Origin of the sequence: Flavisphingomonas formosensis (genome assembly GCF_009755815.1) — a bacterium.
Taxonomy (GTDB): Bacteria; Pseudomonadota; Alphaproteobacteria; order Sphingomonadales; family Sphingomonadaceae; genus Flavisphingomonas; species Flavisphingomonas formosensis.
Map to the genome: position 1 here is coordinate 106,349 of NZ_WRPK01000010.1, position 15,267 is coordinate 121,615.

A 15,267-nucleotide genomic window follows, 5' to 3' on the forward strand; every position below is an offset into this window, starting at 1 on the left:
CCCCGTCCGGCGAGGCGGCCTATCGATGAATGGACGAACTGGCTCGACGGGAGGATTCGATGGACGACCGCGCACCGACCTGCGACTGGTTCTTCGATATCGTTTCCCCCTTCGCCTATCTCCAGTGGAAGACGCGCGCCCGGCTCGCCGGCCGCATCCGGCTGCGTCCGGTGCCGATCCTGTTCGGCGCGATACTCGGGCATTGGCAGCAGAAGGGGCCGGCCGAGATCGCACCCAAGCGGCTGCACACCTACCGATATTGCCAATGGCGAGCCGACACGCTCGGCGTCCCTTTCCGCTTTCCGCCAGGCCATCCCTTCAATCCGGTCTCCGCCTTGCGCCTGGTCGTGGCGCTGGGCGCCGGCGATGCAGCGGTCGATGCGCTATTCGATGCCGCCTTCGGCGAAGGCCGCGACGTTTCGGACATGACGGAGCTCGCGGCGATCGGGCATCGCTTCGGCATTGCCGACGTGGAGGTCGAAATAGCACGCCCGGACATCAAGCAGCGCCTGCGCGCCAACACCGACGCTGCGCTCGCCCGCGGGGTTTTCGGCGTGCCGACCATCGATGTCGCCGGCACGCTGTTCTGGGGAGAGGATGCCACCGACATGCTGATCGCCTATCTCGACGACCCAGACCTGTTCGACACACCGGAAATGCGGCGTATCGCCGCCCTGCCCGTCGCGGCGACGCGTCCGACCAAGCCCGCCTGAGGAGACGCAACCATGGCCGAGATCATCAACCTGCGTAGCGTCCGCAAGGCCCGCGTCCGGGCGGAGGCCGAAAGCAAGGCGGCGGCCAACCGGCAGCTGCACGGCCAGAGCAAGGCCGACAAGCGCGCCGTCAGCGAGGAACGCAAGCGGCGAGAGGCGCTGCTCGACGGCGCGAAGCGCGAAACGGACGAGCCGTCCTAAGCCCGGATCGCCGCCAGATCCTCGCGCCCGATACGGGCAAGTTCCTCGTCGGTCGGTTCTCGCCGCTCGATGAACACGGCATCGTCGGACCAACTGTCGACGTCCTCGGCGTTGCGGATGCCCAGTCGCTCACGCGCTTCGGCTATGGAAAGCTCCACGGCATCCTCATAGCGGGCCATCAGGATGGACTGCGACGCGAGGCCGATATTGATGCCGCGCCGCATCAGATCGATCACCGTCAGCCAGCTGGTCGGGTAATGGAGCCCCGCCCGCATCACCATGCGGAACCCGCCGAATACGTAGGTCGGCAGCAGCTCGTGCGCGAGCTCGGCACTCATATGCTGATGCGTGTTCGACAGGCGCACGAAATAGGGAAGAAGTTCGCCGAGCGAGTTGAAGCCGCCGCCGGTCACCAGATGCTCGAAATCGTGAATCTGGGCGAAACGCATGAAGATGAACTCTATGTCGCTGCGCGGTTCCACCACTGGCTGGCCGAAATTCACTTCATAGCCATAGTCGGTCAGATACCGATGATATTGGCCGCCAAGCGATTCGGGCGCCATCCTGCCGAAATCTTCCTTCGTCAGGCGGGACAGGAAGCGCTCCTCGATCCAGCGCCGGAAGGTCGGGTTGATCTCCTTCTCGCGATCGATCAGCGACTGGAGTTTGCGCGGATCCCGCATCTTGTTGAGCTCCTGCACCAGACCCAGGGTGGTGTCCGGCGGCACGGGCTGGTCCTGCCCGTTGCGGCGCAGGAAATGGGTGGTCAGCCAGTCCCGTATCTCCGGGCTGTTGAGATATTTGGAAGAACTGACAAGCGCGCTGCTCTCGGTCGTCAGCCGTGTGATACCCTTGTGAAAATAGGAATAATCTTCGTTCATCGTTCGATCTTTCGGTTCAATGCGCACGCATGCCGCGGATCAATCGCCCTGGACGGGCGCCGCTATCCCGCTCGTCCTCGCGGGTCGGCACGCCGTTCAGGATCGTCGTACGAATGCCCGTCGCACCTTGCTGAAGACGTCCGCCGCCCGCCGGCAGGTCGAACACCATCTCGGGCTGCCCGAGGCGCAGCCGATCGAAATCGATGAGGTTGATGTCCGCGCGCTTGCCGACGGCAAGCTCGCCACGATCGCCGAGACCGAAAGCGTCGGCATTGGCCTTGGTGATCCGCCGCACCATCGCTTCGAGCGGCAGCCTCGGCCCACGCACCCTGTCGCGCGCCCAATAGCTCAGATGATAAGGCAGCATCGACGCGTCCGAGATCAGCCGCATGTGCGCGCCACCGTCACCGAGCGAGGAGAGCGTGCGCGGGTTTTGCAGAAGCTGCCAGCTATGATCCGAATTGCGGCGCGAATAGTTGAAGAACATGAAGGCGATGAGACCCCGCCCGTCGCCATCCGCGAAATGATCATAGGCGACGGCCAGGGGCGTGCGGCCGCTGCGCTCCGCTACCGGACCGACCGCATCGCTCTCGTCCGGCTCGTAATTCACCGGATCGCCCAGGCAATAGGCGCCGGGCAGGAGCGCGGTCATGAGTTGGCTCATACCGTGCAGCGTGAGATCGGGCTCGATCTCGGGGCTGACGTCCGCTTCCGCGAGGATCCGCGCGCGCCTGCCGGGATCGCGCATCGCCGCCACGCGATCGGCCAGCGGCAGACCGGCGATCTCGCGATAGGAAGGCTTCAATGCGAACAGATGATATCCGTCGAGCATCGACATCATGCCGAAGCCGCGCGAGGCGACGTGCGCCATCACGTCCAGCCCCTCCGCCGCCGCGCGCTCGGTCTCGCCGATCATCATTCGCCAGTCGTCGGGATCGGTATCGAACTGCTGGAGGAGATAGTGGACCGGCCGCCCCGTGCGCCGCGCGATCGCCTCGACCAGCCGATGTTCGGCCAGCCGCGCATCGCGGCCGATATCCCGCCCCATGCCGAAGCCGCCGATCGTGCCGAGCAGGATGAGCTGGAAGATACCGCTCCCACCCTCCGCCATCGCGTCGGCCAGCGCGAACAGTTCGTCATGTTCGGCGAAGGTACCGGGCACATTGGCGAAATCCTCGCCATAGACATGTTCGGTGATCCGGCCCGCGGACAGGCCGAAGGCGCCGGCCGCCATCGCCTCGCGCACCTGCGCCGTCATCGCGGCGATATCCTCCGCTGTCGCCTGCTCGTGGCGCAGCGCGCGCTCGCCCATCACATGCACGCGCAGCGGCGCGTGCGGCATCAACGCCGCGATATCGAGGCCGTAGCGGCGCCGGTCGAGGAAATCGAGATAGTCGGGGAAACCCTCCCACTCCCAGGGCACTCCCTCCTTGAGCACGATGCCCGGTATCGCTTCCACCCCTTCCATCAGGGAGATCAGGCGATCGCGATCCCGCGGGCGGGCGGGCGCGAAACCCACGCCGCAATTGCCCATCACCGTGGTGGTGATGCCGTTCGAAAAGGAGGGGTCGATCCGGTCGTCCCAGGTCACCTGACCGTCATAATGGCTGTGTAGGTCGACAAAGCCCGGCGTGACGAGCAGCCCGTCCGCATCGATCTCCCGCCGCGCCACGCCGGATATGCGCCCGCCGAGTTCGGCGATGCGCCCACCGGCGATGGCGAGGTCGCCGGTGCGCCGCTCGCTCCCTGTCCCGTCCACCAGCGTTCCGCCGCGCAGGATGATATCGTACATGGTCCAGCCTCTCCACCGCCGATCCGTCGCCCGGCTCGTGCTCCGGTTCGATTGCGACGTGACATTGTGTCGCAGCAAGGATCACGCCTGTCGATAGGCATACGCACAAGGCTATCGAAAGCGGGCCATCCGCCGATCCACGACGGCTGTCGGGCCTCTAATCGTCGGATTGCCATCGCCTGTTTCTGTACCAAAGAGATATTCTGCGGCCATCGAGCCGACTGGGGGCCGACGAGACGCTCCCTTCCGACGCGCGAGCGGCGCCACCTCGGGGTGGGGCCGTATCAGGCGGACGATCCAGAACCGAACGCGGTTGTCATGACTGGGGGATCTGAGGAAGATCGCCGGGCGATCATGAGTCTGCACAGGATATCGGCGAAAATGGTTTGGGATCTGCGCGGAGCATTGCTGCGGAAGGAAGAAAAGGAGTCGGCCCGGCTTGCCGACTTCGAATTCCGCCTGCGCGCCCGCGCCATGCGCCTGCTTGCCGAACGGCTCGGCCCGCCGGCTGAGGCTGCCTCGCTGGTTGCCGCGATCGCGCGTCGCGACGATGCCGGCATATTGGAGGAGATTGGCCAGGATGGACGGATCGACAGTTCGGCCTTGCAGCAGGCCTATGAAATGTGCCGCGCCGAGGCACGCCAACAACTGACCGCCGAGCTGGGCGATCCATCACCGCACCGGTTGGCCTGAGCGGCGGGCTGGCGATGATTTTCTGGCAGGAAGGCCGACCATTTCCATCCGGCCTGCTATTCCGAACGCAAAGCGCAACGCGACATATACATCCAATTCGCAGCGATCCGTCTCCGATGCGACGAGCCGCTTTAGGACTCATTCACCTTCGCCTGCGACTCGTCTAGCGTCAGCCGCCGGCTGGCTGCGCGATGCTGGGATCGCGTCGGCCGTCGGGGTGTGAGGGGGCGAACAGATGGTGATCTCCGGCGTCCATGACGGCGTCCTGGTCGGCATATCGATCCTGATCGCGATCATGGCATCCTATACGGCACTCGATCTCGCCGGACGCATCCGCGCGTCGCAGGGGCGAGCCCGGCGGCTCTGGCTGATCACCGCGGCCATCGCCATGGGCGGGGGAATCTGGGCGATGCACTTCGTCGCCATGCTGGCGCTGCGCCTGCCCGGTATGGAGATGAACTACGACCTGTCGCTCACCTTCCTCTCGGCCGTCGTAGCGATCCTCGTGACCGGGGCTGGCTTCGCGATGATGAGCGAGGCCCGCCGATCGCCGATCCGCCTGGCTGCGGCGGGACTGATCATGGGCCTCGGCATCGTTGCCATGCACTATATCGGCATGGCGGCCATGAAGATGAGCGGCCTGGATCTGCACTATGATCCGGCGTGGGTGACGCTTTCCGTGGTCATCGCGATCGGCGCGGCCACGGGGGCGCTCTGGCTGGCCTCACGCAGCTCTCGGCAGATGGAAAGAATTTCCGCCGCTGCGCTGATGGGGTTTGCGATCGCCGGCATGCACTATGCGGGCATGCAGGGCGCGCTTTTCCTGGCGCATCCCGGGATGGCGATGATCCATGATAGCGGCGGCGTCGGCCAGACCGCGCTGGCGACCGCCGTGTCCGCCACCACCTTCCTGATCCTCTTCCTTTCGCTCGTCGCCGCCATGTTCGACCGGCGTTTCGCATTGCTCGCCCAACGGGAGGCGGAGGGGCTGCGACGCAGCGAAGAACGGTTCCGCGCCCTCTATCGCGGTACCCCCCTGCCGCTCCATTCGCTGGATGCCGACGGCCGGATCGAGCATGTCAGCGAAACCTGGCTGCAGCTTCTCGGTTACAGCTACGAGGAAGTCGTCGGCAAACATCTGATCCGGTTCCTCACCAAGGAATCGGCGCGACTCGCCCTCACCCGCGATTGGCCGGATCTGCTGCGCGCCGGGCGCATCACACCGCGCGAATATCGCGCCGTCGCCAAAGACGGCCAGCTGCTCGACGTGGTTTCGGCCGCCGAAGTGGAACGCGATGCGGATGGCACGCTGCACATATTGGGCGGGCTTACCGACATCACCGAACGCAAGCGCACCGAAGAAGCGCTTCGCCAATCCCAGAAGATCGAGGCGATCGGCCAGCTTACCGGCGGTGTCGCGCATGATTTCAACAATCTGCTCGCGGTCGTGATCGGCAATCTGGACCTGCTGCGCAAACATGTGCCCGACGACGAACCCAAGGCGCAACGCTTCCTGGCGAGCGCGATGGAAGGAGCACAGCGCGGCGCGGCGCTGACCCAACGCCTGCTCGCCTTCGCGCGCCGGCAGGATCTGCGGCCAGAGCCCGTCGATGTGCCACAGCTCGTCCGCGGCATGGCGGATATGCTGCAGCGCTCTCTCGGTCCGCGCATCCGCGTGGAAACCCACTTTCCACTCTCGCTGCGTCCGGCGCAGGCCGACGCCCATCAACTGGAGCTGGCGATCCTCAACCTGGCGGTCAACGCGCGCGACGCGATGCCGAACGGCGGCACGCTCAGCATCGCCGCGGACGCGCAGATGCTGCTGCCGGGCAACTCCGAAGGACTGGCCGCCGGCATCTACATCCACCTGACCCTCACCGACGACGGCATCGGCATGGATGCGCAGACCCTGGCGCGCGCCAGCGAGCCCTTTTTCACGACCAAGGGCGTAGGCAAGGGTACCGGCCTCGGCCTCCCGATGGTGCAGGGCCTCGCCGCCCAGTCCGGCGGTCGTCTCGCGCTGAGGAGCGAGCCAGGGGTCGGCACCTCCGTCGAACTCTGGCTGCCGGTCGCGCAGAATCTGATCGAACCCAGGCCGGCGGCTGCCCCGTCTCGGCGCGACATGGCGCGCCTCCGCCCACGGTCGATCCTGGTGGTGGATGATGATCCGCTCGTCCTTGCCAATACGGTGGCCATGCTCGAGGATCTCGGCCACCAGCCGGTGCCCGCCACCTCGGGGCCGGAAGCGCTCGACAGGCTGCAAAGCGACATTCAGGTGGATCTGGTGATCAGCGATCAGCTCATGCCGGCAATGACGGGCACGGAGCTTGCCGATCGGATCCGGAGCAATCGCCCGAGCCTTCCGATCCTGCTGGTCAGCGGTTTCGCCGAATTCGGAGTCGAGGACCGCAAGGACCTGCCGATGCTCCGCAAACCATTTGATCAGCGGCAACTTGCCGATGCGATTGCCGATGTCTCGACTTCGGCCGCGATCCTGCCGATGCGATTCCGGCGCACATAGCGCCGCAGTCCTTCACGCAGCCGTCCGCCGGCCGATGCGCCATGCCCAGCCGGAGAGCGCCGCTGCCGCCATGCACGCCAACCACAGGCCGTCGAGACCGAGTCGCGCGAAGGCGAGAGCACCCGCCGCGGCTCCGCTGACCAGGCTGAGCCAGAGACCGAGATAGGGTATCCAGGCCGTTCGATCGCCGCCCAGCCAGGCTCCGGCCAGACGCTGCCCCAGCTTGACCAGCGCGCCCGTTATATAGGTCACGCCGATCGTCACCTCGCCTTCATGCTGGAATACCGTATTCGTGCACCCCATGGTTGCGGCCATCGCACCGAGCGCGACGGCATCGAAGCCGATCCGCTGCAGCACCGCAGCCCCGAACAGGCCCATGGTCACCAAGCCCAACGCCGCCGCCTTGCGCATCTTCGGCACCAATGCCGTGAGGATCGATCCGCCCATGACACCGGCCACGAAGGCGGCGATCAGTCCCGCTGCCACCGCAGCTGCACCCGATCCCTGTGCCAGGCCGATGCCGAGCCGCGTGGAATTGCCGCTCATGAAGGAAACGAACAGGCCGCCGAGCTTGAGGAAACCCATGGCATCGACATAGCCTGCGAGGACCGCGAGACCGAAAGCAAGCGAACGCCGGGAAGGATCGTAGCGAAGCATGGCCGAATGGTAAGGATGTCAAGGCGCGGGCGGCAAGCCGACCGGCACATGATAAATGCAAAAAAGACCCGGCCCCAGAGGGGCCGGGCCATGAAAGGTCCACCTGACGGTGTCCTTCGGGTCGCGGATCGAAGATACTGCACTGCAAAACCCGGTACATCCCCCGAACGGGGGATGCCCGACCTTTTCCGCACGCCCAAATCATTGGGAAAAGAGCTCATCAAACTGGCCCGACCCCGGGACTTGGCAACTGCCCTATCGTTCCACTTGTCTCCGCGCGATCTTGGCCGCGCACCGGAGACGGCGGCCGGTTTCTGCCGCGGCCGCAGGCGTCAGCGATACCGCGACGCCGTCCGGCCCGTCGACGAGCACCTGACCTTCCTCAGCCGTCACCTCCGCCGGTTCGTCCCAGGGTTCATCCGATTTGATATCGCTCATGGAACAGTCCTATCATGAAGCCAGAAACGAAAACCGGCGCGCGGCCGTTCCAAAGGATGTCCCATGCTGTCCCGTATTTTCCTGACCGCGCACCCCACCCCCCGCCTCAGCGACGAGGAATGTGCGCAGCTTGAGGCGGCGATCGCGCGCACGGTGAATTTCGATGCCCGCTCGATCATCGTGCGGGAGAATCAACCGCTCACCAATTGCACGCTGCTGCTCGCGGGAATCGCCTATCGCTACAAGGATACGGAGGAAGGCAAACGCCAAATCCTGGCGTTGCATTATCCCGGCGATTTCGTCGATCTCCACAGCTATCCGCTGAAGCGCCTGGAACATACCGTCGGAGCGCTCACTGCCGTACAGATGGCGGTCGTACCGCATGACGCGATCTGCCGGCTCACCGAAACGTCGTCTAGGCTCACCGAACTGCTCTGGAAGAGCACACTCGTCGATGCAGCGATGAACCGCGAGTGGCTCACCTCCGTCGGCGCGCGCGCGGGCGTGGCGCGCGTCGCCCATCTGTTCTGCGAAGCCTATGTCCGCTTGCGCATGATCGGGGGGACGCGCGGCTGGACTTTCGATTTCCCGCTCACGCAGCTCGATCTCGGCGAGGCCACCGGCCTTACCTCCGTCCACGCCAATCGCATGCTGCGCCGATTGCGCGAACCGGGAATTCTCACCTTCCGAAACGGCGTAGCCTCGATCGGCGATTGGCAGAAGCTCTGTGAAATCGCCGAATTCGACGACAACTACCTGTTCCTGGACTAGACGAAGACCGGCGTTCGCGCCCAGCTTGCGCTGCTGCTCCCGGGCTTGCCGACCGTTGGGCTAGACGGCACCACAACGGACGCGCTTCTGCCATTCATCCTGCGCGTCAGCATCCCCTTTCTGCTCGCTTATCCAGCGTTCACCCTTGCCGCCTCCGCCCGCGCGCATGCCCGATCCGATCCTGCGCACACGCCGAACGGCGCGTCATGCAGGCGATGCTCGCAGCGGAAAAGCTCGGCAGGGATGCCGTCCAAAAAGGGCACGACCATCCGTCCGCGGACAACGAAAAATCGGGGAAGCCGGCCGATCCGCCGATAGTAGCGGCGCGATGAACTGGTGAGGCTTGCGACACGCAACGACGGGCCGGAACGCTTTGGCGGGCCAGCACGTTTCTGTTCACATCCCGGCGCGAAGCTGGGTACGAACAGCGGAGTTTCCAACAATGCTCTGGACCCTTGTCGTCATCCTCCTCGTCCTTTGGCTGCTGGGCTTCTCCTTTCACGTCGCGGGCGGGCTCATTCATCTCCTGCTGGTAGTCGCCCTTGTCGTGGGGCTGATCCAGCTTTTCACCGGCCGTCGCGCGGTTTAGCGAGGCGAAACATTCCCTCCGTCATGCTGAACGCGCGTCAGCATGACGGACGTCGAAGCGATAAGCCTTGTAAGCGCCGAGTGAGCGACTATCCCCGCCTCAGCCAGCCCGGCGCTGCATGCCCCGGCCCGCGTGGCGCGGCGCCGGTCGGGAAAGCATAGCCCAGCACGTTGGGATTGCCGTCGAACCACACCGCCGTTCCCGTCCGGTGCGTGATACGCCAGCCAACCGCCGTCCGCGCCAGCGTATCGTCATACCAGCCGCCGATCACCAGATGCGGATCGGGCGCGAGCGCATTGAGGCTGTGCTGAGCGACGAAATAGGTGCGCGCATGTGCGATATCGCCATCAATGTTTATCGCCGGCAGTCCGAGGTGATGCTGTGTTCCATCGAGCTGGGCCAAGTTTTCGCGGCATAGGCTGCCGTAGCTCGCCGGATCGAACGTGCCTGTGTTGGCGAGTTCGATCTTCGCGTCGGGGGTGAACACAATGTCGAACAGATCGATATCGCGCGTATCCACCGCGATCACATAGGTGGCTATCGCATTCTGAATCGCGATCCAGTCGTCCGCGCTGCTCATTCCGATCCCTCCAGTCCGTGTCCCGTGGAACGATGGATCACGCCGCTTCCGGCGTCCACTGCTTCATCGCACCCGACATATCGCCGCGCGCAAAAGCCTCGGCCCGTGCCTTGAGAGCACGAGCACTGTCATCAAACGCACGTTTCACCCAACCGCCGCAAAAGCGCATCACATGGACGCCCGTCTCGCCGAGGAAGGCGTCGCTCGACTGGTAGCGACAACGATCGGGACCCAGCGGCTCGATTGTCTGGTCGCGGCGCGCGGCGTAAGGCCATGCCTCGTTCCAATAGGCTTCCCAGGACAAGCGCCGCTCGGGCTCGAATGCGCAGACATATTCAACGTTGGTCGCCAGCCGGCCGGGTGCCGTATAGTCGTTCAGCGTCATATAGACCGGATCACCCATCTTCAGCGTCGAGCGAGCGTGGACGCAGAATGGGTTCCACTCTCCGTAGCGGTCTAGATCGATCAGGATCGACCAGACGATCGACGCGGGCGCATCGATCTCCACCGCGTCGGAACGCACCACATTGGCCTCGTCATAATAGGTCTTGGGATCGTTCATGGCGTCCTCTCCTCTTCTGTCTCATAGGCTGGAGGTCAGGCGGCCTCGACGCTCGGATGCGCCGGCACGTCCTGCGTGCGATGCAGTCCGTTCGCGCGCGCCTGATATTCGGCCGCGCGAGCGCGGGGATTGTAGAATTGGCGATACCAGGCGCGCGAGCGCGGGAATGGTCCGTCGGTCGGCAGGCGCAGGATATGGATCGCCGGCCCCTTGGTGCGCCATATCTCGAAGTCCTGCGAGAAGGCGGCAAGGCCGATGTCGTGGTAGGCGCGGTTCATCTCCAGGTCCGCCGGGGAATGCGGGACGGATTGGCCCCGCGTGATCAGGCCGTGCCAGATCTGCGTGACGCCATCCTCCTTCGGCGTGTGCAGGATGATCTGCACCGCATCGGTCTCGCCGCTGTAGCGCGCAATCAGGATGCCAGGGCCGGTGTACATGGCGTCGCTGTCGAGCACGCCATCCTCGCTCGTCGTCATCGTCTCATGGCCGCCGCCAGAGCGCTGCCGCGCGGTGATGCCGTCGAAGATATTGTCGAAATAGGCCATGATCTGGCCGTGGATGGGGCCGAAATGGCGAGTATCGCCAATATTGTCGATGATCTCCTGCGGATGCACCGGGATCGTGCCGAGATCGTCGAACGTGCAGCGTACCCAATAGGGATCCTGCCACTCGGGCAGATCGGGCAACGCATAATCCGGCTCGCCCGCCTCGGGATCGTGCCAGGCGAAGACACAGCCGAACCGCTCCTCGACGGGATAGGAACGCACCTTCGCCGCAGGCGGCATCGGCCCCTTATAATAAGGCACATGATCGCAACGGCCGTCCGGTCCGAAGCGCCAGGCATGATAGGGACAACGGATCGAATCGCCCTCGATCCGCCGCGCCGCGGCTCCCGAGGTCTGCTCCGCCGCGAGATGCGCCTGCATGTGCGGACAATAGGCATCCATCAGCACGACGCGGCCGGATTCGCCGCGGTAGATGACAAGATCGCGCCCAAACATCCTGAGCGGCTTCGGCGCCCCGACCGCATCGCTCGATGGGGCCACCATGAACCAGCCGCGGGGGAAGGTGAATTCCCCGAGCCCATAATCCGCCGTCGTCGCCAAGGCACCTCTCCTCTTCGCCCAAGCACGTCTATCGATGGCGTCTGCATGTCCCGACACTGCGCGCGGATCAACGCACCGCTTTGGCATGTGATCATTGGATGATAGGATATCGATCACCAGATGATCAATAGTTCAGGATTTGTGATGAACCACCCGCGGCCGGGCGCCACGTCGCTCCTGACCCAGCTCCGCGCCGAGCTTCGCCGCGCGGGTCTTACCGCGAAAGCGATCGGCGATCGGCTGGGGGTTGCCGAACCGACGGTCCGCCGCTGGCTCAACGGCCAGGGCCTGACCCTCGACCGGCTCGACGCGCTGTGCGCGCTTGCAGGCACGGATATCCGCGATCTGGCGGCCGCGGCGCCCTCCGGCGGAGCCACCCGCTTCACCCTCGCGCAGGAGCGTATCCTGGCCGCGGACCGCGCCCTCGCCTTCCTGTTCTTCGCTATCCTCAACGGTTGGCAGCCGGACGCATTCGAGCGCGAATTCGGGGTGCCCCAGCCCCGCGTCGCAGCTTATCTGCAGCGGCTCGATCGCCTCGGCCTGATCGCGATCGGTGCCGGCGGCCGCGTACGCCCGCTCACCGACCGCGCCGTTTCCTGGCAGCGCGGCGGCCCCCTGGCGGTTGCCTTCGATCGGACCGTCAAGCATCTCTTCCTGACCCTGGATTATGGCGCTGAAGATGCGCGCTATGTCGCGGACATGGTCCGCCTCGGCGAGGGCGGCCGTGCGCGCGTGCAGGCGCTGTTCGAAGCGCTGCGGCTCGAGATCCATAGGATTGCGGAGCAGGAGCGCATGACGCCGTCGGAGCCGGCGGACTGGACCGCGCTGTTCCTGCTCGTGCGCCCGCTCGACATGGCCGAGGTCGGCGAGGGCATGGCCGCGTAGCCTTCTCCCGCCTAAGAGCTACGGTATTCACATATCATTGATTTGGAGCTCTTGTTCTTCGTCACCCCAGCGGAAGCTGGGGTCGCCCTCCACAGTCGCCCGGCTGCTTTTTGAGAGCGATGCCAGCTTTCGCTGGCATGACGCAGGAAAACGCGACCACAATGATGTGTGAATCCCTTGGCTCGGGAGCGGGAGAGGGAGAAGGAGCTTATGCGTAGTAGCGGCTCGAATAGCGCCGGAACTCCATGATCGGCCCATCGCCGGCACAGAGTTTCGGCTTGTGGAGATGCTTCTTGTAATCGAGCACCTTCAGATCCTGCTCCACCTCGAATACGAAGCGTTCGACGAACGGCTTGCCGATCATGTCGTAAAGCGCCGGATCCGGCATCTCCGACAGATAGAGCCGCGTTTTCTGCAGGAAGCGCTCATCGTCTATCGGCGTGAAGCTATGCACGAAGACCGTGCTCCAGCCCTGTCCGCGAAATTCCTGGTTCAGCAAGGACACGCCCGACAGCCGGACGGTCATTCCCTGCACCGCTTCCTCGCCGGTCATCGCATATTCGACGCGAAGCCCGAAATCCTCCTGCGCCGTCTCCAGCACGTCCGGCAGGTTGTTGCTGTTGTGGAGTTGCTGGATATGGGCGGTGTCGAAAAGATTCTCGAGGATGTCGCGGAACGGGCAGGTCGTCTCCCACTGCCGCTCCTCATAGAGGACATAGCCGCCCTCCTTGAGTTTGGAGCTGGCATAAGGCTCGAAGTCCGGTTGCCGGCCATGCGCATCGTACCACATCAACACCATGCCATCGACCTCGCGGGTCGGGTGCAAGGTGAGCTTCACCGACGCCGGCGGCATCACCTTCGTGTAGGGAATATCGACGATGCTGCCGTCGGCGCCGTCGAACTGCCACTTATGGAAGGGGCAAGTGATCTTGCCCTCGCAGATCGCGCCGTCGTGGCTGGCGAGATGGGCACCGAGATGCGGGCAATAGGCATCGGCCACCTGCGCGGTGCCATCCTGGGTGCGGTAGACGATGAGTTGCTGGTCGAGATAGCTGACCGGCAGCATCGCCTCCCCGCTCACGTCGCGCGATTCCGCCACGCAATACCAGCCCCGCGGGAAGCCGGGCTGCTCGATCCGGTATTTCATCGGGATCGGCTTCAAATAGGTCATCGGCAACTCTCCCTTGTCTCTGCCGTTCGCCCGACCATCCCTCATAGCCGGACCGTCGCCTCGGCGGAGCTTCGTGCCCCGTCTCCTCTGTCAGGCGGCGGCCTGCGCCGCCGCATACTTCCCGCACTGCCGGCCGAAGAAAGTCGATTCGCCGATGCAGGTGCCGGTGGAATAGCCCATCGAATCATAGGCCAGATTGGAAGCGCACGCACCTGCCGCGTAGAGACCGGGAATCGGCCGCCCGTCCGCATACAGAACCTCGCCCTTCGCCGAGGTCTTGAGACCGCCCAAGGTGAAGCCGAGGATCGGCGTTGAGCCAATCGAGCAGTCGATCGCCGCAAACGGAGCTTCGGTCAGCGGCTGGACCCATTTGGGCAGCTTGCGGAATTCAGGATCTTCCCCGCTTGCTGCATGGGCATTGTAATTCGCCATGGTCTTTTGCAGCGCCCCCTCGGGCAGCTTCAGGTCGCGCTCCATCTCCTCGACTGTCTCCCAGGCGTCGATCAGATCGTGCGGATATTCGCAGCGCCCGAAGATGGCGTTGTCGCAGATCAGATAGGCCCTGCGCTCAGGCTGGGCGAGCACCGCCGCGGTGGAGCGGCTGTGATAGCTGTCCTCGGCGACGAAGCGCTTGCCCTCCACATTGACCAGGATCGCCTTCAACAGGCTCTCGGGCGGATAGAAAGGCGAAGTGATGAAGAAGCCGTCCATATGCTCGAACACGCCGCCCGCGCTCTCGCCGAGCCGGTGGCCGACGCCCTGGACATAGCCGGAGCCCAGCTTGCCGAACACCTCGTCGGCGAAGACCGGGCAATATTCGTCCATCATCTCCTGGTTCATGCTGAACCCACCGGTGGCGAGCACGACGCCGCGGCGCGCGCGGACATAATGATCCTGCTGAAAGCGCGTGTAGCGTAGCCCGACGACACGGCCGTCCGCATCGACGATCAGTTGCCGGGCGTTGGCATCGCACTCGATCCGCACGCCGAGCGTCTCCGCCGTCGCGATCAGCCCTTCCATCAGTACCTGGCCGCCGCCGCCGGTCTCACCCACGCCGACATGCTTCTCGTCCTTGCCGGGCATCTTGTGGCCGCGCGGCGCCGGCTTTGCGATCTCGCGATAGGGCCACACCTGTTCATTGCCCGTCCACGCCAGCGACTCCGCGCTCGAATGCTCATAATGTTTATGCGGGTAGAAGCGGTCGTCGAACGGCACGGCATTCGCTTCGATCCAGTCGAAATGGTCGACCGAGCTGTCCGCATAGAGCCGTGCCTTCGCAGGATCGGCTTCGGGGCTCATCTCGCGCAGATAGAGATACATGTCCTGCGCGCTGTCCTCGATGCCATTGAGCTTCTGCACGCGCGTGCCGCCGCCCAGATAGATGAAGCCGCCCGACAGCGCCGTCGATCCCCCGCCCGCCGATGCGCGCTCGATCACCGTCACGTCCGCGCCTGCGCGGCGCGCCTCGATCGCCGCCCCCGCCCCGGCCGCGCCCAGCCCGATCACCAGAACGTCAGTGGTCTCGTCAAACCGCTCCACATCGCCCAGTGCGATGGTCTCGAACGCCATATGCCCGCTATCCTCTCAGCTTATCGACTGCTCTATCGGGCAGTGGATGCCATGGCCGCGGGCGCCGGCCAATCGCTGAATGCTTGGGCATCGGGCCAAGATGAGGGCTTATGGCCATCGCCGCCCGGAAAAGCGCGA

The 15,267-nt window shown here is 64.7% G+C and carries 16 protein-coding genes; 7 read left to right on the forward strand and 9 right to left on the reverse strand.

The window, feature by feature from the left end; all coding sequences use genetic code 11:
- The first annotated feature begins 59 nt into the window (after positions 1–59).
- Both GQY20_RS24115 and GQY20_RS24120 read left to right on the forward strand, forming a co-directional pair.
- Positions 60–713: a 2-hydroxychromene-2-carboxylate isomerase gene (locus GQY20_RS24115; RefSeq protein ID WP_157219705.1), complete on the forward strand. Its 654-nt coding sequence runs from the start codon at positions 60–62 to the stop codon at positions 711–713.
- 12 nt (positions 714–725) lie between these two features.
- The gene (locus GQY20_RS24120; RefSeq protein ID WP_157219706.1) at positions 726–914 is read left to right on the forward strand and encodes a DUF4169 family protein; all 189 of its coding nucleotides are present in this window, start codon (positions 726–728) and stop codon (positions 912–914) included.
- Here GQY20_RS24120 and GQY20_RS24125 read toward each other — a convergent pair.
- The gene (locus GQY20_RS24125) at positions 911–1,795 is read right to left on the reverse strand and encodes a Coq4 family protein (RefSeq protein ID WP_157219707.1); all 885 of its coding nucleotides are present in this window, start codon (positions 1,793–1,795) and stop codon (positions 911–913) included. The two genes, GQY20_RS24120 and GQY20_RS24125, sit on opposite strands and share 4 nt — an antisense overlap.
- Positions 1,796–1,811: 16 nt before the next feature.
- Positions 1,812–3,587 (reverse strand): N-acyl-D-amino-acid deacylase family protein, encoded by a 1,776-nt coding sequence (locus GQY20_RS24130; protein WP_157219708.1) that lies wholly within the window; start codon positions 3,585–3,587, stop codon positions 1,812–1,814.
- A 381-nt stretch (positions 3,588–3,968) separates the two neighbouring features.
- Between GQY20_RS24130 and GQY20_RS24135 the strand changes: the two genes are divergently transcribed.
- Together GQY20_RS24135 and GQY20_RS24140 are read left to right on the forward strand one after the other, a co-directional pair.
- A complete protein-coding gene (locus GQY20_RS24135; protein ID WP_157219709.1) occupies positions 3,969–4,280 on the forward strand; it encodes a hypothetical protein in 312 nt (103 codons plus the stop codon).
- A gap of 235 nt (positions 4,281–4,515) precedes the next feature.
- Positions 4,516–6,801 (forward strand): MHYT domain-containing protein, encoded by a 2,286-nt coding sequence (locus GQY20_RS24140; RefSeq protein ID WP_198351177.1) that lies wholly within the window; start codon positions 4,516–4,518, stop codon positions 6,799–6,801.
- A gap of 12 nt (positions 6,802–6,813) precedes the next feature.
- Here GQY20_RS24140 and GQY20_RS24145 read toward each other — a convergent pair whose 3' ends face one another.
- Together GQY20_RS24145 and GQY20_RS24150 are read right to left on the reverse strand one after the other, a co-directional pair.
- Positions 6,814–7,458, reverse strand: a complete 645-nt coding sequence (locus GQY20_RS24145; RefSeq protein ID WP_157219710.1) for a YoaK family protein — start codon at positions 7,456–7,458, stop codon at positions 6,814–6,816.
- 255 nt (positions 7,459–7,713) lie between these two features.
- Positions 7,714–7,896 (reverse strand): hypothetical protein, encoded by a 183-nt coding sequence (locus GQY20_RS24150; protein WP_157219711.1) that lies wholly within the window; start codon positions 7,894–7,896, stop codon positions 7,714–7,716.
- A 63-nt stretch (positions 7,897–7,959) separates the two neighbouring features.
- Between GQY20_RS24150 and GQY20_RS24155 the strand changes: the two genes are divergently transcribed.
- The gene (locus GQY20_RS24155; protein WP_157219712.1) at positions 7,960–8,667 is read left to right on the forward strand and encodes a Crp/Fnr family transcriptional regulator; all 708 of its coding nucleotides are present in this window, start codon (positions 7,960–7,962) and stop codon (positions 8,665–8,667) included.
- Between the two features lie 442 nt (positions 8,668–9,109).
- Entirely contained in the window at positions 9,110–9,256 is a 147-nt protein-coding gene (locus tag GQY20_RS24160) for a lmo0937 family membrane protein (protein ID WP_157219713.1), read from the forward strand.
- 88 nt (positions 9,257–9,344) lie between these two features.
- Here the strand turns inward: GQY20_RS24160 and GQY20_RS24165 are convergent, their stop codons facing one another.
- From GQY20_RS24165 to GQY20_RS24175, 3 genes are read right to left on the reverse strand one after another with little or no spacing between them, the layout of a single operon-like run.
- The gene (locus tag GQY20_RS24165) at positions 9,345–9,836 is read right to left on the reverse strand and encodes a nuclear transport factor 2 family protein (RefSeq protein ID WP_157219714.1); all 492 of its coding nucleotides are present in this window, start codon (positions 9,834–9,836) and stop codon (positions 9,345–9,347) included.
- A gap of 37 nt (positions 9,837–9,873) precedes the next feature.
- Complete coding sequence (locus tag GQY20_RS24170; RefSeq protein ID WP_157219715.1) at positions 9,874–10,398, reverse strand: SRPBCC domain-containing protein; 525 nt, start codon at positions 10,396–10,398, stop codon at positions 9,874–9,876.
- Between the two features lie 35 nt (positions 10,399–10,433).
- A complete protein-coding gene (locus GQY20_RS24175) occupies positions 10,434–11,504 on the reverse strand; it encodes a Rieske 2Fe-2S domain-containing protein (RefSeq protein ID WP_157219716.1) in 1,071 nt (356 codons plus the stop codon).
- Between the two features lie 144 nt (positions 11,505–11,648).
- Here GQY20_RS24175 and GQY20_RS24180 point away from each other — a divergent pair, with 144 nt between their 5' ends.
- Positions 11,649–12,389: a helix-turn-helix domain-containing protein gene (locus GQY20_RS24180; protein WP_157219717.1), complete on the forward strand. Its 741-nt coding sequence runs from the start codon at positions 11,649–11,651 to the stop codon at positions 12,387–12,389.
- Between the two features lie 208 nt (positions 12,390–12,597).
- Here the strand turns inward: GQY20_RS24180 and GQY20_RS24185 are convergent, their stop codons facing one another.
- Positions 12,598–13,560 (reverse strand): Rieske 2Fe-2S domain-containing protein, encoded by a 963-nt coding sequence (locus tag GQY20_RS24185; protein ID WP_157219718.1) that lies wholly within the window; start codon positions 13,558–13,560, stop codon positions 12,598–12,600.
- A 90-nt stretch (positions 13,561–13,650) separates the two neighbouring features.
- Complete coding sequence (locus GQY20_RS24190; protein WP_157219719.1) at positions 13,651–15,129, reverse strand: FAD-dependent oxidoreductase; 1,479 nt, start codon at positions 15,127–15,129, stop codon at positions 13,651–13,653.
- Positions 15,130–15,267: the final 138 nt, after the last annotated feature.